The sequence below is a fragment of the Cupriavidus basilensis OR16 genome (assembly GCF_000243095.1).
Lineage (GTDB): Bacteria > Pseudomonadota > Gammaproteobacteria > Burkholderiales > Burkholderiaceae > Cupriavidus > Cupriavidus basilensis_D.
In genome coordinates, this window is the sequence record NZ_AHJE01000103.1 from 1 (window position 1) to 24,168 (window position 24,168).

Here is a 24,168-nt window from a genome sequence, read left to right on the forward strand (position 1 = left end):
GCAGCTTTTCGCCGTAGACCGACAGGATGCCGGACAGGAATTCCTCCAGCTTGGCGTAGTTGAAGGGCTTTTCGCTGCGGAAGACGAACGAACCGATGCGGTCGGTGTGGTTGTGGTGATGGTGGTGGTCGTGCTGGTGACCGTGGCCGTGATCTTGGTCATGGTGGTCATGGTCGCAGTCATCCTCGCAATGGTCGCCATGGGCGTGCGCGTGGTCGTGATCGTGCTCTTCGGCCTCGGCACGCAGGAAATCCGGGTCGATTTCCAGCTTTTCGTTCAGGTTGAAGCCCCGAAGGTCAAAGATCGTGTCGATTGGCGCTTCGCCAAAATGCGCCGTGCGCACGGGCGCGCGGGGGTTCATATGCAGCAGGCGGTGGCGCAGGTCGGCGATCTCGCCCTCCGGCACCAGGTCGGCCTTGGTCATGAAGATGGCGTCGGCAAAGCCCACCTGGCGCTGCGCTTCTTCCTGCTTGTCGAGCTGCTGGTTGGCGTGCTTGGCGTCCACTAGCGTGATCACGGCGTCCAGCAGGTAGCGCTGGGCGATCTCGTCGTCCATGAAGAAGGTCTGCGCTACGGGGCCGGGGTTGGCCACGCCCGTGGTTTCGATCACGACGCGGTCGAAATCGATCTCGCCGGCGTCGCGCCGGGTCATCAACTGCGACAGCGCCGCCACCAGGTCGCCGCGGATGGTGCAGCAGATGCAGCCGTTGCTGCAGATGCAGCCGTTGCTCATCTGCACGATCTGCTCGCGGCCATCCTGCACCAGGATCTCGTTGTCGATGTTCTCTTCGCCGAACTCGTTTTCGATCACGGCGATCTTCATGCCGTGCTGCTCGCTCAGGATGCGCTTGAGCAGGGTGGTCTTGCCGCTGCCGAGGAAGCCGGTCAGGATCGTGACCGGAATCAGTTTGGACATTATTTTCTCCGGGAAGGGATGCCGCTTTGGCCTGTCGTGCGCGGGTTAAGTGTGGTTTGGGTGACTTGTTCGTTCATTCATGTCGCGGACGGGCGGGCAGGGCCGCCGCTCAGCCATGCTTGCCGTGGGTGCGTGCGCCGCATTCGGCGCAAATGCCGTTGACGGTCAGCTCCACATGCTCAACGGCAAAGCCGCTCGGCACCTTGGGCGCGGCTTGCGCCGGCGCGCTGACGCTGTCCAGGCAGAAGGTGCGGTCGCAGCGGTTGCAGTGGAAGTGGCTGTGCTGCCGATGCACCTGCGCGCGCGCCGCTTCGTGCTCGACCAGGCTGAAGCGGAAAACGCGGTCGTGGCCAGCCCGTTTCTGGGCCAGCCCTTGCTCGACCAGCCAGTCGAGCACGCGGTACACGGTCACGCGGTCGATCGCTTCGCCATCGGCCGGCATGCGGTCGATCACGGCCTGATGGGTCAGTGGCTCATGGCTCTCCATCAGGCAGGCCAGGATGCCAAGACGCGGCTGGGTCACACGGGCGCCCAGCTCGCGCAGGCGTTCGTGGGCGGCGTCCAGGGTAGTCGGCGCGGGGGGCATGGCGGATCCAGGCATGGCCTGGGTGGGGGAGGGGCTGCTGCTCATGGACCGATTTAACCATAGCGCTCCGGGTGATGCAATTCAGTTGCGTCAACTCAGCGTCAACTCAGCGTCAACTCAGCATCAACTCGGCATCAACTCGGCGTCAACTCGGCGTCAACGCAGCGGCGCAACCGGCATCCGCACCGTCCGCGCCTTCAGGCTCCCGGATTGCGTCTATCATCGCCAGCAGGTTCCGAGACGCGAGGAGACACCCCATGCAGAACGACGCCAGCGCCCTGCTGTTCCCCAATTTCGAACCCTTTCGCCTGCACGTCGGCGACGTCGGGATCGCCGGTGTGCGCGGCGGCTCCGGCCCGCCGCTGTTGCTGCTGCACGGGCATCCGCAGAGCCACCTGATCTGGCACAAGGTGGCGCCCGCGCTGGCCGATCGCTTTACCGTCATCGCCACCGACCTGCGCGGCTACGGCAGCAGCAGCGCGCCGCCGGGCGACGCCGGCTTGGCGACCTATAGCAAGCGCGCCATGGCGCAGGACCAGGTGGCGGTGATGGCGAAACTGGGCTTCGACCGCTTCGCGCTATGCGCCCACGACCGCGGCGCGCGCGTGGCGCACCGGCTGATCGCGGACCACCCGGGCCGTGTCGCGCGCGCCATGCTGCTGGACATCGCGCCCACGCTGGCCATGTACGAGCGCACCAGCATGGCGTTTGCCGCCGCCTACTGGCACTGGTTCTTCCTGATCCAGCCGGCGCCGTTCCCGGAAACGCTGATCAACGCCGAGCCCGAGTTCTACCTTAACAAGCTGATGGGCCTGCGTCATGCCGGGCTAAGCCCGTTCGTGCCCGACGCGATGGCCGCCTACACCGCTGCCATGCGCGATCCCGCCCGCGTGCACGCGATGTGCGAGGACTACCGCGCGGCAGCCACCATCGACCTGGACCATGACCGCGCGGACCGCGCCGCTGGCCACCGGCTGGATTGTCCGCTGCGCGTGCTGTGGGGCGAGCACGGCGTGGTGGCCCGCTGTTTCGAGCCGCTGTCGCTGTGGCAGGAGGTGGCGAGCGAGGTCAGCGGCCGCGCGGTGCCTTGCGGGCACTACATCCCGGAGGAGGCGCCCGAAGCGCTGCAGGAGGAAATGCTCGGTTTCTTTTGCTGATCTTCCCTTGCCATCCTGTTGCGCGCCGATTCCCGCGGGCTGCGCCGAGTTCGATACATTTGGCGTGCATTTGCGAAGAAATGTCTTAGCGGGTTATTCCGGATATTTGCCACTTTTCGACATTGATAGCATTGCGCTCCGGTCGCGCGGCCCAAGCTGCGGCGTCCGTATGCGCTGTGCCCGCGTCATGGTCGGCGCTGCCGCCCGGATCGGGCTGGCAGCGCAGGAATGGCAGCGCCCGACAGGGTGCGCCACTCCGGCCGGGGCAGCGTCGGAACGGGAATAGCAGGGTATCCAGGAGATAGCATGAAACGAGTTGCACAGTTTGTGGCTGCCGCGCTGACGGTTGGCGTAATGGGGGTGCATGCGGGCGCGCAGGCAGAGGAATTCCCCGGCAGCAAGCCGGTATCGGTCGTGGTGCCGTTTGCCGCTGGCGGCCCGACCGACAAGGTCTCGCGCGAGCTGGTCATGATCATGTCCAAGCACCTGGGTACCACGATGGTGATCGAGAACCTGGGCGGCGCGGGCGGCACCATCGGCGCCAAGAAGGTTGCGCAGGCCAAGGGGGACGGCTACACCATCCTGATCCACCATATCGGCATGTCCACCGCGCCGGCGCTATACCGCAACCTCGGCTTCGACCCGCTCAAGGACTTTGAAACCGTGGGCGAGATCGCCGACGTGCCGATGGTGATGGTCGGCAACAAGAACCTGCCGCCGGCCAGCTTCAAGGAGCTGCTGCCCTACATCAAGGCCAATGCCAGCAAGTTGTCGCTGGCCAATGCCGGCATCGGCTCGGCCTCGCACCTGTGCGGCCTGCTCTTCCTGAGCGCGATCCAGACCGATCTGACCACGGTGCCCTACAAGGGCACGGCGCCGGCGCTGACCGATATCCTGGGCGGCCAGGTCAACCTGATGTGCGACCAGACCACCAATATCGCAGGCCAGCTCAAGGCGGGTGCGCTCAAGCCCTATGCGGCCATGCAGAGCCGCCGCGTGGAAGCCTTCAAGGACATCCCGACGGCCGCAGAGCAAGGCCTGCCGGGTGTCGAAGTGAAGATCTGGCACGCCATGTACGCGCCCAAGGGCACGCCCAAGCCAGTGGTGGACAAGCTCTCGGCAGCGCTGCAAAAAGCGGTGACGGATCCGACTTTCCGCGCCAAGATGGCTGAGCTGGGCGCCGAAGCCGTGCCCGCGCAGCGCGCCACGCCGGAATCGCTGAAGACCTTCCTGGCCGGGGAGATCGGCAAGTGGAGCCCGGTCATCAAGAAGGCCGGCGTCTACGCCGACTGACCGGGCGCACGGATCGCCCTCGTCCGCGGGCAGCCGCCCGTGGATGGTGAAAAGGCCACGCACGAGATGCGTGGCCTTTTGTTTTCCAGCGGCATTGCCCGCGCGCGCAGGCGGCCGCCTCGTCTATATTGGTCTGATTGCCTTCGACGCGGCAAGGAATGCGCACGGTGGACCTCGCACGGCGGCCCTTGAATTCGGCCACCCCCGTCGCCACCTACCTCTCCGACACATTCTCGCGAAGCCATCATGGAACAGTATCACGGCACTACCATCGTCAGCGTCCGGCGCGGCAACCAGGTTGCAGTCGGCGGTGACGGCCAGGTCACACTCGGCAATATTGTGATGAAGGGCACGGCCCGCAAGGTCCGCCGCATCTACAACGGCAAGGTACTGGTTGGCTTCGCCGGCAGCACCGCCGATGCCTTCTCGCTGCTTGACCGCTTCGAGGCCAAGCTGGAGAAGTACCAGGGCAACCTGACCCGCGCCGCCGTCGACCTCGCCAAGGACTGGCGCTCGGATCGCGCGCTGCGCCGGCTCGAGGCCATGCTGATCACCGCCGACCGCGACACCACGCTGGTGATCACCGGCAACGGCGATGTGCTCGACCCTGAAGGCGGCGTGGCCGCGATCGGCTCGGGCGGTGCTTATGCCCAGTCGGCGGCCAAGGCGCTGGTGGAGAACACCGAGCTTTCGCCCAAGGACATCGTCGAGAAGTCGCTGGGCATCGCCGGCGAGCTCTGCATCTACACCAACACCAATTTCGTCATCGAGACGCTGGAATGAGCGTCGGCCGGCCGCGCAATCGCCTGACGCGCGGCCGCCTGGGCCCGGATGCCGCCCCGCTCCGGTCCGTCGTCTTCCTCTGAACGGATACCATGTCGCATACCATGACCCCGTCGGAAATTGTTTCCGAACTCGACAAGCACATCATCGGCCAGACCAAGGCCAAGAAAGCGGTAGCGGTTGCGCTGCGCAATCGCTGGCGCCGCCAGCAGGTGGAAGAACCGCTGCGCCAGGAAATCACGCCCAAGAACATCCTGATGATCGGGCCGACCGGCGTCGGCAAGACCGAGATCGCGCGCCGCCTGGCCAAGCTGGCCGATGCGCCGTTCATCAAGATCGAGGCCACGAAGTTCACCGAAGTGGGCTACGTGGGCCGCGACGTGGACACCATCGTGCGCGACCTCGCCGAGATGGCGGTCAAGCAGGCGCGCGAATCCGAAATGAAGAAGGTGCGCGCCAAGGCCGAGGAAGCCGCCGAGGACCGCCTGCTCGACGTGCTGCTGCCGCCGCCGCGCGATATCGGCTTCAACCAGCCCGAGGAAAAGGATTCCAACACCCGTCAGGTGTTCCGCAAGAAGCTGCGCGAGGGTCAGCTTGACGACAAGGAAATCGAGCTCGAGGTTGCCGCCGGCTCGCCGAACATGGACATCATGGGTCCTCCGGGCATGGAAGACATGACCGAGCAGATCCGTACCATGTTTGCCGGCCTGGGCCAGGGCAAGAAGGCGCGCCGCAAGATGAAGGTGCACGAAGCCTTCAAGCTGCTGATCGACGAGGAAGCCGCCAAGCTGCTCAATGACGAAGAGGTCAAGCACAAGGCGGTGGCCAACGTCGAGCAGAACGGCATCGTGTTCCTGGACGAGATCGACAAGATCGCCAGCCGCAGCGAAGTGGGCGGCGCCGAAGTATCGCGCCAGGGCGTGCAGCGCGACCTGCTGCCGCTGGTCGAGGGCACCACGGTGAATACCAAGTACGGCATGATCAAGACCGATCACATCCTGTTCATTGCCTCCGGTGCGTTCCACCTGTCCAAGCCGAGCGACCTGATCCCCGAGCTGCAAGGCCGCTTCCCGATCCGCGTTGAGTTGGAATCGTTGTCGGTGTCCGACTTCGAGGCCATCCTGACGCAGACCGATGCCAGCCTGACCAAGCAATACCAGGCGCTGCTGAACACCGAGCAGGTGCAGCTTGTGTTCGCGCCGGATGGCATCCGCCGGCTGGCCGAGATCGCTTTCTCGGTCAACGAGAAGGTCGAGAACATCGGTGCGCGCCGCTTGTACACGGTGATGGAGCGGCTGCTGGAGGACCTGTCCTTCCACGCCACCAAGTCATCGGGCGAGACGGTTACCATCGACGCGGCCTATGTGGACGAACGCCTGGGAGACCTGGCTGGCAACGAGGACCTGTCGCGCTACGTGCTGTAAGCCTGAGCCTGGTTCCGCGGCATCCCGCGACAAAGGGCGCACTTCGGTGCGCCCTTTGTTGTTTTGCGATGTGCCCGCTCAGTGCGCGTGCACATGCGCCGCCGGCATCGGCGCGCTCAGCTCCAGCTCCGCCGCCGGCGTCTTCAGCTCGCGCGGGCTCTGGCCATCCGCAGGGACCTGCGTCCACTCGGTACGGCCGTCCTCGCACTCCTGGACCACTGGGAAATAGAGCTTTCCGGCTTGCTCCGGCAGCTTCATCAGCATCACGAACTCGTCGAAATGCGCGTCGGCCAGCGTGCCGGCAAACCAGCGCAGCGTGCGCACGTCCTCGCTCACGGTCTTGCCGTGCGAGGCATAGGGCTTGGCCAGCGGCGCGCGTTTCACTTCCAGTTGCCAGCCCGCCTTGGGCTGCGGATGGGCACCTTGCACGCCTTCGGGGATGGTCACGGTGATGGACCGGGTGGCGCTGCCGTTGCAGCCGTGACCCACCATCAGCGCGCCTTTGAAGTAGCTGCCCGCTGTTGCTGTCTTCTGCTCGAACACGATGTGGGAAAGCGCGGCGGGCGCCCAGCTGGCGCCGAGCGAGGCCAGCGCGATGGTCACTGCGGGCCGCAGGCGGGATGCGGTCATGTGGATTCTCCAGGGAAGCGCGCCAGTCTAGCGCCGATGGCGGTCGCCGGCGCTGCGGCGCACAGCCGCAGCGCCACGGCGCCGCCTGCCCAGGGAATCATGCCGGCATTGTCTTGCGCGGCTTTCGGAGCGTGACGCCTGATCGCAGCTGTGTGTTCGATGATGTTCGCCGGCCCTGCCGCCTTCACGCATGACGCATGCCGCGCCAGCAGCTAGAACGCACGGCTAAGACAAGCTCGTAAAGAGAAGAGTAAGACAGGTAAGCATTCGTAAGCACGCTGGTGCGTGTTGCGATGCAATGCCAAAGTGGCGGCCGGCACGATCGAACGATCGCAGCCGGCCGGTTTGTACCCGCTTTCTCAACCACCAACCAGGCAGGAGAACCGAAATGAAACGCGAGCTACTGTCCTCGTTCGGCGTGCTGTGCGGCCTTGCCGCGGCAACCGTCTTTCTCTGCGTGCGCCCGGAGGCCGCGCCCGTACTGCGCCAGGCGAGCGCGCCCGTTGTGGCGAAGCCCGCGATGTTGGCCAGCGTCACGCCGCAAGCCGCGGTGGAGCTGGCTGTGCAGGCCGGCGATCTTGGCTCGCGCGCCGATCGCCACGCCAGCGACGCCCTGCGCGTGGCCGAGCAATCCCCCGGGCGGGAAGAGGATCTGGACTGGGACTACGTCCAGTTGCGCCTCTGAACTTGCCGAATCCCGGCGATTGCCTAGCGCGATACCGGCCGCTTGCCCAGTTTGCGCTGCAGCGTGCGCCGATGCATATTGAGCGCACGCGCGGTGGCCGAGATATTGCCCTCATGCTCGGACAGGACGCGCTGGATGTGTTCCCACTCCAGCCGGGCCACCGATAGCGGCACCGGCTCTTCCATGGCGGCCTCGGCCGCGTCTTCCGATACCCCGGCCATCAGCGCGGTCAGGATCGAATCCACATTGGCCGGCTTGGCCAGGTACTCGTCGGCACCATGCTTGACCGCGGCCACCGCGGTGGCAATGCTCGCGTAGCCCGTCAGCACCAGGATGCGCGCCTGCGGCAACGCGGCGCGCAGCGGCGCGACCAGTTGCAGGCCAGACTCGGCCGGCGCGGTGCTGCCGGCTTCCGGCGGTGCGCTCAGGTGCAGGTCCAGCGTGATGTAGGCAAAGGGCGTTTGCGCGGCCAGCGCAAGCGCCTGCTGGCGGTTGTGCGCGATCTGCACGGCATAGCCGCGGCGCGTCAGCGCACGCGCCAGCGCGCCGGCAAACACGGCATCGTCGTCGACCACCAGGAAGGGAGCGGCGTCGCTGGCGCCGGGCTGTGCGCCATCGGCGGCGGGATCGTGGAGGGCGTCGGTCATCGCGGGCTCGTTGTCAGGGGTGAGGCAAACGGTGGGGCGGCCGGTAAGGCTGCCAGGGAGGGCGCGGGCAGGCGCAGCTCGGCGACGGTGCCGCCCTCGTGGTGGTCGTGCCAGGCCAGCCGGCCTCCCATCTGCTGGGCCGCGCTTTGCGCCAGGTACACGCCAATGCCCTGGCCGCCATGCATGCTGGTCATCGGTGCTTCGCCCAGGCGCGCGCGCTGGGATTTGGGGATGCCCAGGCCGCGGTCGGTGACACGGAAGGTCAGCGTCGGCAACTCGCGGTTGTTCTCCAGTGCGATGGCCAGGCGCAGCGGAATCTGCTCGTGCCCGCGGCCAGCTGGCTGCGCGCGGCGTTGTCCAGCAGGATCGTCAGGATCTGCCCCACGCGCGCGGCCTCCACCGGCAGGGCAGCGGCTTCGCCAATGGCATTGGCTTCCAGGCGGGCATGGGGGTGGCGCAATTGCCAGCGTTCCACATAACCGTCCAGCCACGTCTCGATGCGCTGCGGCGCCGCGGTCTCGTGGTCGTCGCGCAGGCGGGCCAGGATCGATTTGCACAGATCGAGCTGTTGTTCCATGGTCTGCAGGTCCGGCAGGTAGACGGACACTTGCGTGGTGGCCAGGCGCGGGTCCGCCGCATCGGCGCGCAGCTCGCCGGCGATGACCGCCAGCGTGGCCAGCGGCGTGCCGATCTCGTGGGCGACCGCGGCGGCCTGGTCGTTCAGCGCTTCCACGCGTGCGTCGCGCAGCAACTGCTCGCGCGCCAGGTTGAGTTCGGCGTCGCGCTGGCGCAGCACGCCCGAGAGCCGCGCCACGAACACCGCGATCATGGTCGCGCTGGCGACGAAGTTGAGCCACATGCCGGCCAGGTGGTAGTTGACGGCATTGTCCGGGTTGCGCAGGTTCAGCGGCACATACTCGATCAGCATCAGGCTGTAGCAGGCCATCGCGTAGACGGCGAGCGCGATCACGTTGCGCCACGGCAGGATGGCGGCGGCAATCGCCAGCCCCGGCAGGTAGAACGAGACAAAGGGGTTGGTCGCGCCGCCGGTGAAGAACAGGTTGGCCGACAGCGCCGTCAGGTCGACCATCAGCTGGCCCATCAGCTCGGCGTCGCTCGGCATGCCGCCGCGGCCGGTGTGCATGCGCAGGCGCAGGCCGGTCAGCAGGTTGAACACAGCCTGCAGGGAGAGGATCGCCAGCAGCGGGCTGTAGGGCAGGATCACGCCGGCCACGGCCTCGCACGACACCAGCAGCACCGCCTGCCCGCCCATCAGCGCCCAGCGCAGCCAGAACAGGCGGCGCAGGCTCATCAGGTTGTGGCGGACCGGGGCGATGCTCGTGGCGGAGCCGGGGCGGGAGGGGGCCGTGTCTGGTGGCACGGCTGCGGTGGTATCCATGCCGCGAGTTTAACAACGACCGGCGCCCGGCCCGCCGCGTGCGACACCGTGCCGCATTGGTTGGCGCCATGGCCGCTGCCAGACTGAGCGGTTCGCCGCCAGGCCGGCTCGCCGGTTTGCGCCGCCTGGCTCACGCTGCCAGGGTCGCCATGGTTTAATGCTTCCTTTATGCAGTCCTTTGAATCTCAGTGGAGATAGTCCAGATGCAAGCCAGATTCCTCGCCGCGGTGCCCGCAGCCCTGCTCGCCGCGCTGTGCTCGAACGCGGCGTTTGCCCAGGTCGATGTCAGCAACGCCTGGGCGACAAGCTGGTCGGCGTCAGCACGCCGGCGGCAGCCACGGCCGAAGTGCATGAAATGAAGATGGATGGCAACGTGATGCGCAAAGCCGGGTGGCTATCACGTGATGCTGATGGGCCTCAAGGCACCGCTGAAGAAGGGCGATACCGTGGCGCTGACGCTCAAGATCGAGCAGGGCGGCAAGGTGATCGAGCAGAAGGTCGACGCCGAAGTGCGCGACCTCACCGCAACGGCGCCGGCCGCCGGTGCGCACGGCGACCACAAGCACTGAAGTCTGAAGCCGTGCAGGCAGCTAGCCAGGCTGCCTAGCTGCGCAGGCTGATCGCGTCGTCCGGCTCGTCGCCGGCGGCCACCGCGATCACGCGCTCGCGCAGCCAGCTATGGCCGGGATCGGCGTCGGTGCGGTCGTGCCAGATCAGGCTGAAGCCAAAGCCCGGCAGGGGGAAGGGCGGATCGAACACCGCGAAGCGCGGGTCCTCCTCGAACGCGGCCAGGCTGCGGCGTGCCGTGGTCAGGACCAGGTTGGTGCCGGCAATCAGCGCTGGCGCCACGCTCCAGTGGGGCAGCACGCAGGCAATCTTGCGCCGCCCACCGACCTTGGCCACGGCAGCGTCGATGGCATCCACGCGCTCGCTATGGGTTGCCACCAGCACATGCGAGCGGGCCAGGTACGCCACCTGGTCGAGCTTGCCCAGGCCGCGCACCGTGGCCGCGTCCACCATGCAGGCATAGGATTCCTCGAACAGTTCCGTGGTGCGCACGCCCTCCGGGGACGGCCCGAACACGCCCAGCGCCATATCGATCTCGCCGTCCGCGACCTTGGCTGTCATGGCTTCGCGGCTGGCCTGGCTGACCACCAGGTCGATGCCCGGGGCGATCTTGCGCACCGCACGCAGCAGGCCGGGCAGCAGCGCCATGGCGCCGTAGTCGGACATGGCCAGGCGGAAGCTGCGGCGCGCCGTGGCGGGCTGGAAGCCGGACGGCCCCAGCAGGATGCGCACCTGCGCCAGCGCCTCGGCCAGCGGGCCCGCCAGTTCATGGGCGCGCGCGCTCGGCACCAGGCCGCCCTGGCCGCGCACCAGCAGCGGGTCGTCCAGCAACTGGCGCAGGCGGCCCAGCGCGTGGCTGACCGCAGGCTGGCTGAGGTGCAGGCGCAGCGCGGCGCGCGAAATATGTCGTTCGGCCAGCAGGGCTTCCAGCACCACCAGCAGGTTCAGGTCGATACCGCGGAGATCATTCATGCGGCGCATATTAACGCTATGAAACGAGAATTGGTAATTCGCGGCGCAGTATTTCACACTGAGGCATCAAATTTCTTGCGAAGGAGATGCCCCGATGCCTGGTCTCAACAACTTTTCGCCGGCGCTTGCAGGCCTCGTTCCCATAGCGGTGACCATTGTTTCCGGGGCACTGATTCCCTTCCAGGCCGGCGCCAATGCCACGCTCGGGCGCAGCCTGGGCCATCCGCTGTGGGCCACCTCGGTATCGCTGCTGGTTAGCCTGGCGGTGGTGCTGCCGCTGCTGTGGCTGCTGAAGGTCCCGCTGCCCTCGCTGGCGGCGGGCGGGCCGGCCTGGATGTGGGCGGGTGGCGTGGCGGGCGTGTTCTACATTACGGTGGCGCTGGTGCTGGCCCCACGCCTGGGCGCCGGCGGCTTTATCGCGGCGGTGGTGGCGGGGCAGATGGTGGGCGCGTTGCTGCTGGACCAGTTTGGCCTGGCGGGCTTCGCGGCGCGCGCCGTGACGCCGGGGCGCCTGGCCGGCGCTGCGCTGGTGGTGCTGGGCGTCGTGGTGATGCAGTTCGCCGCGGTGGCGGGGCAAGCACAACGCCAGCGCAGGCGGCGAACTGATCAGCCTGCGGCTTGTGCCTGGCCGGCATCCTCGCGCCGGCGCGCCAGGCAGGCGGGGCAGAGGCAGTGCTGGCCCGGCACGATCTGGCGGGCGGGCAGCAGCGGCTGGGTGGCGCACCAGCAGTGCGGCAGGCCGGCGGCATAGCCGCAGACAAAGCCGGCGCCGCAGGCGCTGCAATGCTCGACGGGGCGCAACTGTCCCGTCAGCACCGTGGCCGGATCGCTCACGGCTTGTCCCTGGGTGGCTCGTCTTCCTGGCCCAGCCGGGACATGGCGGAGCGCATCAGCCGCATCTGGCCCGAAAAATTGGTGCACGCATCGCAAATGGCCATGTGCCCGCGCATGCGCACGCGCTCGAACCAACTGAGCGGACGGTCCATGCCCTCCATGGTCAGGTGATGGATCTCGCGGCAGTTTGGCAGCAGCCGGCGGCGGGGTGGCGTATCAGACATGGCTTCCTTTGATCGACAGGTCGACAGGCGGTTTCAGGCCGTAGCAGCTCGCCTGGCTGCGGTGGCCCGGTTACAAGGTCCGGCTAGGCGCTTACGCCTTCTGCCCGAACCAGTTCAGTTCCAGGCACTCGCGCAGGCGCATGCGGGCTCGGTACAGCATGACCCATGCATTAGTCGTCGTGATTTCCAGTTCCTGACAGATTTCTTCGGTTTCCAGTTCCAGCCATTCCCGCATCATGAAAATCCGGCCGATCTTGGCGGGTAGCTTGTCCACGCACAGTTGCAGTATCTCGAAGAACTCGCGGCGCTCCAGCGCGCGGTCCGGGTTGCCCCAATCGGACGGTGGCGTATGGTAGTGGCCGTTCTTGGCGAACAAGGCGTCGAAGGCATCGATATCGGACTGGGCCTCGCCATCGTCGCCGCCGCCAAGCGTCAGGCGCACTTCGCGCCGGCCGCTGCGCAGCGTATCGATGATCTTGTGCTTGAGGATGCCGATCAGGTAGGTCTTCAGCGCGGATTGGCCGCTGAAGCGCTCCGGGTGTTCCAGCGCGGCCACCAGGGTGTCGGAGACGGTATCCTCGGCCAGTGCCTGGTCGCGCAGCTGCAGGCGGGCGAAGCGCAGCAAATGGGGGCGCAGGGCGCTAAGATCGTCGGGGTGCAGGCTCATTGAGTTGCCGCTATTCGGTGGCGATGCGACTGTAGGACTACCGTTGAATAACTGTTGCGTGGATAGAACGCCATGGTGCGCCGCAGTACGCATGCACCGGTTTTGGACCCCCGCTGCACCACCGTCTGCACGCGTGTGCCGCGGTTTCTTGTAAAATCGGCGCCTGCCGCGGCCGGAGGTGGCCTATTCGGGGTAAAAAGCCCCTTAACCAGTAGCTCACCGCCGGTCAGAATTGCCATGATACCTGTTGAATCTCACGGATGTCCCTTGCCATGAACGCCGACACCCCTGGGCCTGCCGCTACCGCGGTGGCCGCAATTGCCCCAGCCCTCAAGGCCGAAATCCTTGCCGAGGCGCTGCCCTATATCCGCAAGTTCCACGGCAAGACCATTGTGGTCAAGTACGGCGGAAACGCGATGACCGAGGAAAAGCTCAAGCACGGCTTCGCGCGCGACGTGATCCTGCTCAAGCTGGTCGGCATGAACCCGGTCGTGGTTCACGGCGGTGGCCCGCAGATCGACGAAGCCCTGAAGAAGGTCGGCAAGGTCGGCACGTTTATCCAGGGCATGCGCGTCACCGATGAAGAGACCATGGAAGTGGTCGAATGGGTGCTGGGCGGCGAAGTGCAGCAGGACATCGTCATGCTGATCAACCAGTACGGCGGCCAGGCCGTGGGCCTGACCGGCAAGGACGGCGGCCTGATCCGCGCCAAGCGCCTCAAGATGCCGGACCGCGAAAGCCCCGGCGCCTTCATCGACATCGGCTTCGTGGGCGATATCGAGGCCATCAACCCGGCGGTGGTCAAGGCCCTGCAGGACGACGCCTTCATCCCGGTGATCTCGCCGATCGGATTCTCCGACGATGGCCAGGCCTACAATATCAACGCCGATGTGGTGGCGGGCAAGATGGCCGAGATCCTCAAGGCCGAGAAGCTGGTCATGATGACCAACATCCCGGGCGTGATGGACAAGGCCGGCAACCTGCTGACCGACCTGTCGGCGCGTGAGATCGAGGAACTGTTCGCCGACGGCACCATCTCGGGCGGCATGCTGCCCAAGATCTCGTCGGCGCTGGACGCGGCCAAGAGCGGCGTCAATTCGGTGCACATCATCGACGGCCGCATCGAACACTCGCTGTTGCTGGAAATCCTGACCGAACAAGCGTTCGGTACCATGATCCGTTCGCACTAGAACGCATCTCCCGGCAGCGTGCCCATTGCGCGCATTGCGCGCGCTGCCGCCTCACTCTTCTTTCTTTCCCGCGTGCCCTCTATTTCCCCGCCCTTGCGCCGCAGCCTGCGCGGTGCGCGCCGACGCCGCCCCGCGGGCGACAATTCCGGCCGCACAGTCTGGCTGTTCGACCTCGACAACACGCTGCACGACGCGTCCCATGCGATCTTTCCCGCCATCAACCAGTTGATGACGGCGTATGTGGCGCGTGTGCTGGGCAGCGACGAGGCCACCGCCAGCGAGGTACGGGTGAAATACTGGCAGCGCTATGGCGCGACCTTGCTCGGCATGATCCGCCACCACAACGTCGACCCGGCCGACTTCCTGCGCGCCGCGCATGATTTCCCCGAGCTGGCGGAGATGGTGCGGGTGCGCCGCGGCCTGGTCGGCCACCTGCGCCGCCTGCCGGGGCGCAAGATCCTGGTGACCAACGCGCCGGAGCAGTACGCGCGCGCGGTCATGAAGGTGGCCGGCATCCAGCGGTGTTTCGAGCGGGTGGTCGCCATAGAGGACATGTGGGTGCATGGGCACCTGCGGCCCAAGCCGGACCGGCGCATGCTGCGCCGGCTGCTGGTGCAGCAGCGGGTGGCGCCGCATCGCGCGGTGCTGGTGGAGGACACGCTGTCCCACCTCAAGCGCTATGCGGGCACGGGCATCCGCACGGCCTGGGTGACGGGCTACCTGCGCACGCTGGCGCCATCGCGTCCGCACGACGTGCCGATGCCCGCCGGCGCTGCCGTGGCGGGCGCCAGCGGCGACGCCGTGCTGCGCAGCACGCTGGATGCGGAAGACCGGCAGCACGCCGGCCACGCCGCGCAGGAACATTCGGTGACGCTGGTAGCAGCCGAGACGCAGGATCCGCCGGCGCTGGCGCCGGGCACGATTGCGCCGCAGGCGCTGCCGGCATCGGCACCGCGCGTGCGGGCGCGGATCGTAAATCGCCCCGGTTATGTGGACGTAAAAGTACAATCCATGCATCAACTCCAACGACGAATGCGGAGAATCGGGTCATGATGCACAGTAACGAGCGCCCATCGGGTGCGGCCCCGGCCGCCGCCGGGCAGGGCGCAGGCGCGGACGGGGCGCCGGCACGCAAACGCCCGCGTCCTGGCGAGCGGCGTGTGCAGATACTGCAGACGCTGGCCGGTATGCTGGAAGTGCCGCGCGGGGAAAAGGTCACCACCGCGGCGCTGGCTGCCAAGCTCAGCGTGTCGGAGGCGGCGCTGTACCGCCATTTCGCCAGCAAGGCGCAGATGTTCGAAGGCCTGATCGGCTTTATCGAGCAAACCGTTTTCGGCCTGATCAACCAGATCACCACCCAGGAAGAGCATGGCTTGCGCCAGGCGCACGCCGTGGTGCGCATGCTGCTGTCTTTTGCCGAGAAGAATCCCGGCATGACGCGCGTGCTGACCGGCGAAGCGCTGGTGGGCGAGCATGATCGCCTGCAGGAGCGCATCAACCAAGTGGTGGACCGCATCGAGGCCTCGCTGCGGCAGTGCCTGAAGATCGCCATCAGCCAGGGCGCGTTTCCGCCCGACGCCGATGTGCCGGTGCGCGCCGCGCTGATCATGGCGACTGTGCAGGGGCAGTGGCACCGCTATGCCAAGAGCGGCTTTCGCAAGCTGCCGAGCGAGAACGCGGACGCGCAGCTGCGCGTGTTGCTCGGCTAGGCCGCGCCGGCGGCCATGAGAAAGGGCAGGCTCGCGCCTGCCCTTTTTTCGTTTTCAGGCAGCCGGCACATGGATGCTGGCCTTGATGTGCTTCAGGTTGGCCACGATCGTAAACGTCATCACGATCAGCAGGGACCAGGAACTCCACTTGCCCACATGTACCGCCGACCACGCGCCAAGCTGGTTGGGGTAGTGCCAAACCGCGAAGAACGTGCTGATGTTCTCCGCGATCCAGACGAACAGCCCGATCAGCACGAAAGCCAGCAACAGCGGCATCTCGCGCTCGCGGTCCAGCGGGCGGAAGCGCACGGTGGTGCGCGCGTACAGCCCGGCGATGCCACAAGCCAGGTACCAGCGGTAGTCGCCGATAAAGTGATGGGCGAAGAAGTTCGCGTAGACCAGCGCCGCCGCCAGGCCCGCCATCCAGTACGGCGGGTGATGGCGCACACTCACATCCAGCATGCGCCAAGCCTGGATGATGTAGCTGCCCACCGCCGCGTACATGAAGCCCGAGAACAGCGGTACGCCCAGCACCTTGGTGTACGCGAAATCAGGGTAGCTCCAGGACTGGATGCCGCCCGAGACCTTGAACACCTCCAGCGCGAAGCCAACGACGTGGAACAGGCTGATGGCCTTGAGCTCGTCCAGCGTTTCCAGGCGCGCCCACACCATCGCCGCCTGGATGCCGAGCGCGGCTGCCAGCAGCAGGTCGTAGCGCGGGATGCCAAGCAGGCCGCCGCGCGGGACAGCGAACACGCAGAGGAAGAACAGCCCAGCGAACAAGCAGGAGCGCGCCTCCTTGACGCCGAAGGCCAGGAACTCGCACAGCCCGCGCCGCGCGCCGGCGAGCGCGAGGCCAGGGCGTGGCGCGGTCAGGATCCGGTCGAGCCGGTTATGCGCGGGGCCATGGCCGTGCTGCAGCCCCGGGCGCAAGCCGAGCGAATCGCGCATGCGTGTAGCGATGGTTGTCATGCTGGCTTCAGTCCGCATAGGCGCGCGCCGGCACGCGGCGATCGGCAGGCCTGATGCGATCGCACCAGCGGCGCAGCGCAGCACCGAACGCGGCGAACGCCAGCAGCGGCAGGCCGATCCATGCACACTCCAGCCAGAAGCGCGCGGCGCCAAACAGGCCCGCGGCTGTCAGCGGCAGCGGCCGCCACGGCAGGCTCACGCGCTGCTCCGTCAGCGGGTAGAAGAGTGCCGTGCCGATGCCGCGGTCGGTCAGCAGGTCCAGCACGGGATGCGACACGGTGCTCAGCGCCACGAACAGGAACGCGATGCCGCGCTGCCAGCCGCAGCGCCGTGCCGCCAGGGCGGCCAGCAGGCCCAGCGCCACGGCGAAGCCGATCGAGTGGGTCAGGCCGCGATGGCCTAGCAAGGTGTTGTAGCGCACACCGGCGTACCAGACGTTGAGCATGTCGATATCCGGCACGATGCTCGCAGCGACGCCGGCCAGCAGCAGGCCGGTCGACACCCGGCGCCGTCCCAGCATGGCCGCCAGCGCGAGCGGCGGGCCGCAGTGCAGATAGGTTGGCATGGCGTTGCCCTCGGTTCAGGCTTGTACTGCGGCGGCATCGGTGGCCGAGTCGGCCGGGGCGGCAGGCTTGTCGCGCAGCGGCTGCCATGCGGCGCCCGCGGCGTACCAGTCGATGCGCCGGGTCATGACCATGATGGCGGCCAGGATCACGAACATCAGCAGCGAGCCCAGCATCAGCGCATTGTCCTCCGACAGCAGCAGGCCATAGAGCGCGCCGTACAGCACGGTCAGCAGCGTGGCAAAGGCCAGCCCGCGCCGCCAGCTCTGCAGCACGAACGACAGGTAGAAGCCCAGCAGCCCGATGCAGGCGGCACTGGCCGCCAGGTAGGCGAGCGCGAACGAGATATGCTCGGACAGGCTCAGCAGCAACAGGAAGAACACCGCGAGTGCCAGCCCTACCAGCAGGTACTGGATCGGGTGGATGCGCAGGCGCTTGATGAGCTCGAACATGAAGAAGCCGGCGAAGGTCAGTAGCACGAACATGGCGCCGTACTTCACCGCGCGCTCCGCCTGCAGGTAGATGTTGACCGGATCGATCAGCGTCACCGACACCGTTTCCAGTGTGCCGTCGCCCGAGCCAGCGAGCTGGCCGCGGACCTTGGTGTTGTACGAGGTCACGCTCCAGTTGCTGCGAAAGCCCTGCGCGGTCACGCTGCGGGTGCGGGGCAGGAAGTCACCGTCGAAACTCGGATGCGGCCAGGCGGAGTCGAGCGAGATATCGTTCTGGTCGCCCACCGGGGTGAACGCCAGCGACTGCGCGCCCAGCAGCGGCAGGGTCAGCGAGAACGGCACCACGCGCTGCGCCTGCGCGGACCTGCCATCCTGGCCGGGCCTGGCGGCTTTGGCGGGCGGCAAGTCGATCTCGGCGTGCAGGCCTTGCGACAGGCTCTTGAGCCGCGCGCCTTGCTCGAGCTTCAGCGGCTTGCCGTCCAGCTCGAACGCAGGCGCCGCCATCAGGCCGCGCGTGTCGCTGATGCCGATCGTGATGTACGGCTGGCCTACCTCAAAGCCGACGTGGCCGGCCGAGCGCGGCAGCTCGGCCGGGTCAGGCAGCGCGATGGTGCCCTGCCAGCGGCTTTGCATCTCGTACACCAGCACCTTGTGAATGCCGCGATAGCGCTCGCTCGGCGTGACCTCGCCCTTGACGCGCAGCGTCGTGGGGAAGACCAGCACCTGCCCGAGCTCCGCCTGCAGCACGGTGGCATTTGGCCGCTTCGGGTCGCTGCTGTCCGTTACGCGCAGGATCTCCTTGTACGGCAGTACCAGCACCGGGCCGGTCAAGGTCTGCGGGCCCGCGTAGCTCTGCCAGACGCTGCGCACCGCTTCCTCGCGGTAGTGCTTGCGGTCCTGCACGGCATTGCCCACGAGGTGCAGCGGGATCAGGATCAGCAGGATCAGCAGCGCGGTGATGGCGGATTTGGTTCATGGCGGCAGGCGCGCGAAAAGTGACGATGCCGCTAGCTTGGGATCGTCGTGTGAGCCGCCGCGGAAGCCTGTGTGAAGCGATGGAATCGATTGTGTGCCGAGTGTGAAGACACTATGCCGCTGGCAGCGTCAGCGTCGCGCAGGCTCCGCCCCCGGCGCGGTTGGCGAGGCTGATTTCACCGTGATGCAGCGTGGCGATTTCGCGCACGAAGCACAGGCCCAGCCCGGTGCTTTTGTCTTGCCCGCCGGGGCGAGGCAGCGAATAGAAACGCTCGAACAAGCGCGGCAGCGCATAGTCGGGAATGCCGGGGCCTTGATCGGTCACGCGCACGGCGATCTTCTCGGCGGGCTCACTGCCATGTGCCACGGACACTTCGACCGTGCTGGCCGCCGGCGCGAAGTCGATGGCATTCTCCAGCAGGTTGCCCAGCGCCTGGTGCAGCAGGAACGGATCGCCCTTCACGACCAGCGCGGGCTGGTCCGGCGGCAGCATGCGCAGTGTCAGGTCGCGCTGGCGGGCGCGCGGCTCCAGCTCGTGCAGCAATTGCTCGATCAGCGGCACCAGTGCAACCGGCTCGTGGGTCTCCAGGCTCTGGCGTTGCTCCAGCGCCGCCAGCGCCAGCAGCTTGCGGATCATTTCCTCGAGCCGCTGTGCTTGCCGCCGGATATTGGCGACAAAGCGGCTGCGGTCGGTGGCCGGCATGTCTTCCTGCAGCAACTCGGCGGCGCCGCTGATGGCCGCCAGCGGACTCTTCATCTCGTGCGTCAGCGTGTGGATGTAGTGCTCGACATACTGCTTGTTCTCCAGCCGCAGGCGCATGCTTTGCACCGAGCGCCCCAGCTCGGCCAGCTCGCTGGCGCCGCGCAGCGGCATCTCAGCGCGCTCGCCGGCGGCCACCGCGCGCGCATAGCGCTGCAAACGGCGCAGGCCGTGCACCAGCCACAGCGTGCAGCCGAGGCCGATCACGAACGCGCCGCCCATCAGCAACAAGCCGTTGAGCAGGATCTTGCGCTGGCTGCGCTCGATGAACGGCGCCATGGTCACGTTGGGCTTGGCCACGGTCAGCACGCCGATGGTCTTGTTGCCGTCGCGGATGGGGGCTGCCACATGCATCACCGTGCTAGCGTCGTCGTCGGGGTTGGCACGCGTGCTGCGCGCGCCGTACTCGCCCCGCAGCGTGCGGTAGACATCGTTCCAGCGCGAGTAATCCGCGCCCACGGCCGCCTCGCCGGAATCGAAGCGCACGATGCCGCGCTCGTCCGTGATGTAGATGCGGTAGCCCACCGCATCCTTGTGCATGCCCCATACATTGGCGTCGACCTTATCCTCGCGCAGCCGCGCCAGACGGCGCGCGAAGGCGCCGTTGGCAATGCGGCCGCTCTTCATGTCGTCGGCGGCCAGCACCGCCAGCACGTGGGCGGTGTCGACCAGCGTGTCTTCCATGGCCTGCCGCACGCCGGGCTTGACCTCCTGCACGAACACCCGCAGCGTGAGGAAGGCCGCCAGGCCGACGATCAGGAAGAAGCCGAGGAAGATGCGAAGCCCGATATGCATGCGTGCCCGTGGGTGGGTTGTGAATGAGGTGGAGGAGTGGCTTAGCCCTCGAGCGAATAACCCATGCCGCGATGGGTGCGGATCGAATCGCACTCGGGATCGAGCGCGCGCAGCTTGGCGCGCACCGTCTTGATATGCGTGTCGACGGTGCGGTCGATGGTGTCGAGCGCGTCGTGCCAGACCAGGTCCATCAACTGCGCGCGCGAATAGATGCGCCCGGGATGCTGCAGCAGCAAGGCCAGCAGCCGGTACTCGTAGCGGGTCAGGTCGAGCCACTGGCCCCGATAGGCCAGGCGCGCGCCGTCGGCATCGAGTGTGAATCCTTCGGGCGGCGCCGGGGCTTGCACCGGCTCCCGTGGCGCCGCGCGCTTGCCCGCGCGCCGCAGGATCACGCGTACCCGCGCCGCCAGCTCGCGCGGCGAGAAGGGCTTCACCACGTAGTCGTCGGCGCCGATCTCCAGGCCGACGATGCGGTCGATCTCCTCGTTGCGCGCGGTGAGGAAGATCACCGGCACATCGGAGAAGGTGCGCAGCGTGCGGCAGACTTCGAAGCCATTGATGTCGGGCAGGCCCACATCCAGGATCACCAGGTCCGGCGCCTGCGTGCGCAGGCGCGCCAGCGCCACGCTGCCGAGCGCGCAATGCTCGACCGTCATGCCCTCGGTGGATAGCGCATAGAGGATGGTGTCCGCGATCGCGGATTCGTCTTCGATGACCAGGATGCTGGGTGGATTCGTCAAGGCTGGATTGGCGTTGGGTTGGCGTTCGGAGCGCGTCCTGCGGTGCGCCGCCGCTGGCGCGTTTGTTTGCTCTATAATAAGCGGGTCGCGCCGATTTGATGACTGGCTTGCGGGCGCGCGGCGGCATGGTAACCCCTGGAGGATTGGTTTTGGGGGTTCCGGCAGCCAATATAAATGCGGCTAAAGAGGTGGGTCGGTTCCCTGCCACGCAAGGCACCGACCCGCGGGACGCAAGACCCGCGCAAAACCCGATTTGGCTGCGCCGTCGTTGATGCTGTGCTTGATGTCAGGTTTGATGTCATCCGCAGGCAACGTCCACGCAAGGCCGGTCGGGTTTTTTTACGCCTGTTGCCAACGGGCTTATTCCATGACAGACGTAGCCCCGCCTCCTGCCGCCCTTGCCCTGCCGACCGACTCGGTCGGCATCGTCGCGCCGCAGTGCATGCATTTCACCGAGCCGTTGAAGCTGCGCAACGGCACCTCGCTCGCCGACTACGACCTGATGGTCGAGACCTACGGCACGCTCAACGCCGCCCGCTCCAACGCCGTGCTGGTGTGCCACGCGCTCAATGCCTCGCACCACGTGGCCGGCGTGTATGAGCACGACCCGCGCGACGTGGGCTGGTGGGACAACATGGTCGGCCCGGGCAAGCCGCTCGACACCGACCGCTTCTTCGTCATCGGCGTCAACAACCTCGGCTCCTGCTTCGGCTCGACTGGCCCGATGAGTGCCAACCCCGCCACCGGCCAGCCCTACGGCGCCACCTTCCCGGTGGTCACCGTGGAGGACTGGGTCAATGCCCAGGCGCGCGTGGCGGACCGGTTCGGCATCACCCAGTTCGCGGCGGTGATGGGCGGCAGCCTGGGCGGCATGCAGGCGCTGGCCTGGAGCCTGATGTACCCGGATCGGCTGCGCCACTGTATCGTGGTGGCCTCCACGCCCAAGCTGTCGGCGCAGAACATCGCCTTCAACGAGGTAGCGCGCAGCGCCATCCTGTCGGACCCCGACTTCCACGGCGGCAACTACTACGCGCATGGCGTCAAGCCCAAGCGCGGCCTGCGCGTGGCGCGCATGATCGGCCATATCACCTACCTGTCCGACGAGGACATGGCGGAGAAATTCGGCCGCGAGCTCAAGACCGACGACATCCGCTTCTCGTTCGATGTCGAGTTCCAGGTGGAGAGCTACCTGCGCTACCAGGGCGACAAGTTCGCCGAATACTTCGACGCCAACACCTACCTGCTGATCACGCGCGCGCTCGATTATTTCGATCCGGCACTGGCCTTCGGCGGCGATCTCACGCGCGCGGTGTCGCAGACGCAGGCCAGCTTCCTGGTGGCCAGCTTCACCACCGACTGGCGTTTCGCGCCCAACCGCAGCCGCGAGCTGGTCAAGGCCTTGCTCGACAACAAGCGCCCGGTCAGCTACGCGGAGATCGATGCGCCGCACGGGCACGACGCCTTCCTGCTCGACGACCCGCGCTATCACAACCTGATGCGCGCCTACTACGAACGCATTGCCGAGGAGATAGGCGCATGAACGCCGCGGCCAACCCCAATATCCTGGCGCTGCGCCCCGACTTCCGCGCCATCGCGCGCTGGATCGAACCCAACTCCACCGTGCTCGACCTGGGCTGTGGCGATGGCAGCCTGCTACGCGTGCTGCAGGATGAGCTCGACGTGCAGGCCTACGGCATCGAGATCCAGGACGACGGCGTGCTGGCGTGCGCGCAGAAGGGCGTGCACGTGATCCAGCAAAACCTGGAAGGCGGCCTGGCGCTGTTCGAGGACAAGAGCTTCGATACGGTGATCCTGTCGCAGACGCTGCAGACCATCCACAACACCGCGCAGGTCCTGCGCGAGACGCTGCGGGTGGGGCGCGAGTGCATCGTGTCCTTCCCCAACTTCGGCTACTGGCCGCACCGGCTGTCGGTGTTCCGTGGCCGCATGCCGGTGTCGGAGGCGCTGCCGTACCAGTGGTACAACACGCCGAACGTGCGGGTGCTGACCATCAGTGACTTTGAATCGCTGGCGTCCAAGGTCGGCCTGCGCATTCTCGACCGCGTGGTGATGCACGAGGGCGTGACGGTCAACTGGGGCTCGAACTGGCGCGGCAGCCTGGCGGTGTACCGGGTTTGCGCCGCCTGAGCAGGCGAGGGCGGGGGGGCTGCGCTTGGCCGCCCGCCGCGCTAGCTGCCGGTCTCCAGCGCGGCCTGCGCCACCAGGTAGTCAATAAAGGCGCGCACCTTGGGGGCCAGGTGGCGGGTCGGCGTGTAGACCGCGAAGGCTGTGCCGACGTAGGGTTCGAGGATTTCCCAGTCGTCCAGCACCGGCACCAGGCTGCCTGAGGCCAGCGCAGCGGCGGCCGAGAAATCCGGCACCAGCCCGATGCCGCCGCCGGCTTGCGCCATGGCGACGATGGCAGCGCTGTTGTTGAGCGTGACCTTGGGCGGGATGCGCAGCGCCACGGTTTGCCCGTCGCGCTTGCGGCGCAGGCTCCAGCGCTCGCCGAAGGCGCCATAGCCCAGGTACAGGCAACGATGGCCGGCCAGCGCCTCGGGCTCGGGCGGCGTGCCATGCCGGGCCAGCCAGCCAGGGGCCGCCACCAGCCGGTAGCGCACCGCGCGGATCGGCCGCGCTGCCAGTCCCGGCGCCAGCTCGCGCGCAATGCGGATGGCCACGTCCACGCCCTCTTCCACCAGGTCCACCAGGCGGTCCGCCAGCGTCAGTTGCAGGTCCAGCGCGGGAAAACTGTCCAGCAGGGCCGGCAGCCGCGGCGCCAGCCAGGCCTGCCCGAACACCACCGGCGCGCTGACCCGCAGCAGGCCGTGCGGCGCGCCGCCGTGGCCGCCGGCCAGCGTGCTGACTTCCTGCGCCGCGGCCACCATCCGGGCGCACGCGGCGTGCACCGCCTGTCCGAGCTCGGTCAGGGTGAAGGCACGCGTGGTCCGTTGCAGCAGGCTCCCGCCGATGGCTGCTTCCAGCCGCGTCACATGACGGCTGACGGCAGATGGCGTCATGCCAAGCTCGCGGGCGGCGGCGGAGAAACTGCCGCATTCCACCACCCGGGCGAATACGGCCATGGCATTGAGTTGCACGACCGGCATGGGCTGGCTCCCGTATTTGTGATTACAGGTCAAATAGTAATTGTTTCCTGAGTGGATTGTTGACCTGGTTGCGCGGTGGAACAATGACGGCCAAGCGTATGGAGTCCCGTAGGAGATTGGC

General features: G+C 67.0%; 24 protein-coding genes and 3 pseudogenes. 12 read left to right on the plus strand and 15 right to left on the minus strand.

Annotated features, from left to right (window positions below; genetic code table 11):
* Together OR16_RS31490 and OR16_RS31495 are read right to left on the minus strand one after the other, a co-directional pair.
* On the minus strand, positions 1-916 hold a 916-nt coding region (locus OR16_RS31490), incomplete at its 3' end, for a CobW family GTP-binding protein (RefSeq protein WP_006162710.1).
* A gap of 109 nt (positions 917-1,025) precedes the next feature.
* Positions 1,026-1,547 (minus strand): Fur family transcriptional regulator, encoded by a 522-nt coding sequence (locus OR16_RS31495; RefSeq protein ID WP_043421910.1) that lies wholly within the window; start codon positions 1,545-1,547, stop codon positions 1,026-1,028.
* A 212-nt stretch (positions 1,548-1,759) separates the two neighbouring features.
* On the opposite strand from OR16_RS31495, the gene OR16_RS31500 reads away from it, so the two are divergent.
* The 4 genes from OR16_RS31500 (at position 1,760) to hslU (ending at position 6,159) form a co-directional block, all read left to right on the plus strand.
* Complete coding sequence (locus OR16_RS31500) at positions 1,760-2,659, plus strand: alpha/beta fold hydrolase (RefSeq protein ID WP_006162712.1); 900 nt, start codon at positions 1,760-1,762, stop codon at positions 2,657-2,659.
* Between the two features lie 306 nt (positions 2,660-2,965).
* Positions 2,966-3,952 (plus strand): tripartite tricarboxylate transporter substrate-binding protein, encoded by a 987-nt coding sequence (locus tag OR16_RS31505; RefSeq protein ID WP_006162713.1) that lies wholly within the window; start codon positions 2,966-2,968, stop codon positions 3,950-3,952.
* Between the two features lie 246 nt (positions 3,953-4,198).
* The gene (gene hslV, locus OR16_RS31510; protein ID WP_006162714.1) at positions 4,199-4,735 is read left to right on the plus strand and encodes an ATP-dependent protease subunit HslV; all 537 of its coding nucleotides are present in this window, start codon (positions 4,199-4,201) and stop codon (positions 4,733-4,735) included.
* Between the two features lie 92 nt (positions 4,736-4,827).
* On the plus strand, positions 4,828-6,159 hold the full coding sequence (gene hslU / locus OR16_RS31515) for an ATP-dependent protease ATPase subunit HslU (RefSeq protein ID WP_006162715.1): 1,332 nt from the start codon (positions 4,828-4,830) through the stop codon (positions 6,157-6,159).
* A 78-nt stretch (positions 6,160-6,237) separates the two neighbouring features.
* Here hslU and OR16_RS31520 read toward each other — a convergent pair whose 3' ends face one another.
* Complete coding sequence (locus OR16_RS31520) at positions 6,238-6,789, minus strand: YcnI family protein (RefSeq protein ID WP_006162716.1); 552 nt, start codon at positions 6,787-6,789, stop codon at positions 6,238-6,240.
* 388 nt (positions 6,790-7,177) lie between these two features.
* Between OR16_RS31520 and OR16_RS31525 the strand changes: the two genes are divergently transcribed.
* Positions 7,178-7,474, plus strand: coding sequence for a hypothetical protein (locus tag OR16_RS31525; protein WP_006162717.1), 297 nt, complete (start codon positions 7,178-7,180; stop codon positions 7,472-7,474).
* A 23-nt stretch (positions 7,475-7,497) separates the two neighbouring features.
* Here OR16_RS31525 and OR16_RS31530 read toward each other — a convergent pair whose 3' ends face one another.
* Together OR16_RS31530 and OR16_RS31535 are read right to left on the minus strand one after the other, a co-directional pair.
* A complete protein-coding gene (locus OR16_RS31530; RefSeq protein WP_006162718.1) occupies positions 7,498-8,121 on the minus strand; it encodes a response regulator transcription factor in 624 nt (207 codons plus the stop codon).
* Positions 8,118-9,520, minus strand: a pseudogene (locus OR16_RS31535) (ATP-binding protein). Before OR16_RS31535 ends, OR16_RS31530 begins: the two are co-directional and overlap by 4 nt.
* Before the next feature lie 203 nt (positions 9,521-9,723).
* Between OR16_RS31535 and OR16_RS31540 the strand changes: the two are divergent.
* A pseudogene (locus OR16_RS31540) lies at positions 9,724-10,089 on the plus strand (copper chaperone PCu(A)C).
* A 34-nt stretch (positions 10,090-10,123) separates the two neighbouring features.
* On the opposite strand, the gene OR16_RS31545 reads toward OR16_RS31540, so the two are convergent.
* Positions 10,124-11,059: a LysR family transcriptional regulator gene (locus OR16_RS31545; RefSeq protein ID WP_043421919.1), complete on the minus strand. Its 936-nt coding sequence runs from the start codon at positions 11,057-11,059 to the stop codon at positions 10,124-10,126.
* 94 nt (positions 11,060-11,153) lie between these two features.
* Between OR16_RS31545 and OR16_RS31550 the strand changes: the two are divergent.
* Positions 11,154-11,546 (plus strand): annotated as a pseudogene (locus OR16_RS31550) (DMT family transporter); the annotation flags it as partial.
* Positions 11,547-11,665: 119 nt separating this feature from the next.
* On the opposite strand, the gene OR16_RS42035 reads toward OR16_RS31550, so the two are convergent.
* The 3 genes from OR16_RS42035 to OR16_RS31560 form a co-directional block, all read right to left on the minus strand.
* Positions 11,666-11,893, minus strand: coding sequence for a cysteine-rich CWC family protein (locus OR16_RS42035; RefSeq protein ID WP_081488928.1), 228 nt, complete (start codon positions 11,891-11,893; stop codon positions 11,666-11,668).
* Positions 11,890-12,117, minus strand: coding sequence for a zf-HC2 domain-containing protein (locus OR16_RS31555; RefSeq protein ID WP_006162723.1), 228 nt, complete (start codon positions 12,115-12,117; stop codon positions 11,890-11,892). The genes OR16_RS42035 and OR16_RS31555 overlap by 4 nt, the downstream gene beginning before the upstream one ends.
* Positions 12,118-12,208: 91 nt before the next feature.
* Positions 12,209-12,784 (minus strand): sigma-70 family RNA polymerase sigma factor, encoded by a 576-nt coding sequence (locus tag OR16_RS31560; RefSeq protein ID WP_006162724.1) that lies wholly within the window; start codon positions 12,782-12,784, stop codon positions 12,209-12,211.
* A gap of 260 nt (positions 12,785-13,044) precedes the next feature.
* Between OR16_RS31560 and argB the strand changes: the two genes are divergently transcribed.
* The 3 genes from argB to slmA all read left to right on the plus strand — a co-directional run bounded on the left by argB (position 13,045) and on the right by slmA (position 15,683).
* Entirely contained in the window at positions 13,045-13,974 is a 930-nt protein-coding gene (argB, locus tag OR16_RS31565; protein ID WP_006162725.1) for an acetylglutamate kinase, read from the plus strand.
* A gap of 72 nt (positions 13,975-14,046) precedes the next feature.
* Entirely contained in the window at positions 14,047-15,027 is a 981-nt protein-coding gene (locus OR16_RS31570) for an HAD-IA family hydrolase (RefSeq protein ID WP_050983165.1), read from the plus strand.
* Positions 15,024-15,683 carry a nucleoid occlusion factor SlmA gene (gene slmA, locus OR16_RS31575; RefSeq protein WP_006162727.1) on the plus strand — a complete coding sequence of 220 codons (660 nt, stop codon included), beginning with the start codon at positions 15,024-15,026 and terminating at the stop codon, positions 15,681-15,683. The genes OR16_RS31570 and slmA overlap by 4 nt, the downstream gene beginning before the upstream one ends.
* A gap of 54 nt (positions 15,684-15,737) precedes the next feature.
* Here slmA and OR16_RS31580 read toward each other — a convergent pair whose 3' ends face one another.
* From OR16_RS31580 to creB, 5 genes are all read right to left on the minus strand, one after another.
* Complete coding sequence (locus OR16_RS31580; protein ID WP_423739699.1) at positions 15,738-16,559, minus strand: DUF817 domain-containing protein; 822 nt, start codon at positions 16,557-16,559, stop codon at positions 15,738-15,740.
* 103 nt (positions 16,560-16,662) lie between these two features.
* Positions 16,663-17,220 carry a metal-dependent hydrolase gene (locus OR16_RS31585; RefSeq protein ID WP_006162729.1) on the minus strand — a complete coding sequence of 186 codons (558 nt, stop codon included), beginning with the start codon at positions 17,218-17,220 and terminating at the stop codon, positions 16,663-16,665.
* A 15-nt stretch (positions 17,221-17,235) separates the two neighbouring features.
* Positions 17,236-18,630 (minus strand): cell envelope integrity protein CreD, encoded by a 1,395-nt coding sequence (creD, locus tag OR16_RS31590; RefSeq protein ID WP_043421911.1) that lies wholly within the window; start codon positions 18,628-18,630, stop codon positions 17,236-17,238.
* A gap of 127 nt (positions 18,631-18,757) precedes the next feature.
* Entirely contained in the window at positions 18,758-20,200 is a 1,443-nt protein-coding gene (gene creC, locus OR16_RS31595; protein ID WP_006162731.1) for a two-component system sensor histidine kinase CreC, read from the minus strand.
* 41 nt (positions 20,201-20,241) lie between these two features.
* On the minus strand, positions 20,242-20,940 hold the full coding sequence (creB, locus tag OR16_RS31600) for a two-component system response regulator CreB (RefSeq protein WP_006162732.1): 699 nt from the start codon (positions 20,938-20,940) through the stop codon (positions 20,242-20,244).
* 367 nt (positions 20,941-21,307) lie between these two features.
* Between creB and metX the strand changes: the two genes are divergently transcribed.
* Together metX and metW are read left to right on the plus strand one after the other, a co-directional pair.
* The gene (gene metX, locus OR16_RS31605; protein WP_006162733.1) at positions 21,308-22,480 is read left to right on the plus strand and encodes a homoserine O-succinyltransferase MetX; all 1,173 of its coding nucleotides are present in this window, start codon (positions 21,308-21,310) and stop codon (positions 22,478-22,480) included.
* Positions 22,477-23,088 carry a methionine biosynthesis protein MetW gene (gene metW, locus OR16_RS31610; RefSeq protein WP_006162735.1) on the plus strand — a complete coding sequence of 204 codons (612 nt, stop codon included), beginning with the start codon at positions 22,477-22,479 and terminating at the stop codon, positions 23,086-23,088. Before metX ends, metW begins: the two co-directional genes overlap by 4 nt.
* A 41-nt stretch (positions 23,089-23,129) precedes the next feature.
* On the opposite strand, the gene OR16_RS31615 is transcribed toward metW, so the two are convergent.
* On the minus strand, positions 23,130-24,047 hold the full coding sequence (locus OR16_RS31615; RefSeq protein ID WP_006162736.1) for a LysR family transcriptional regulator: 918 nt from the start codon (positions 24,045-24,047) through the stop codon (positions 23,130-23,132).
* Between the last annotated feature and the right edge of the window lie 121 nt (positions 24,048-24,168).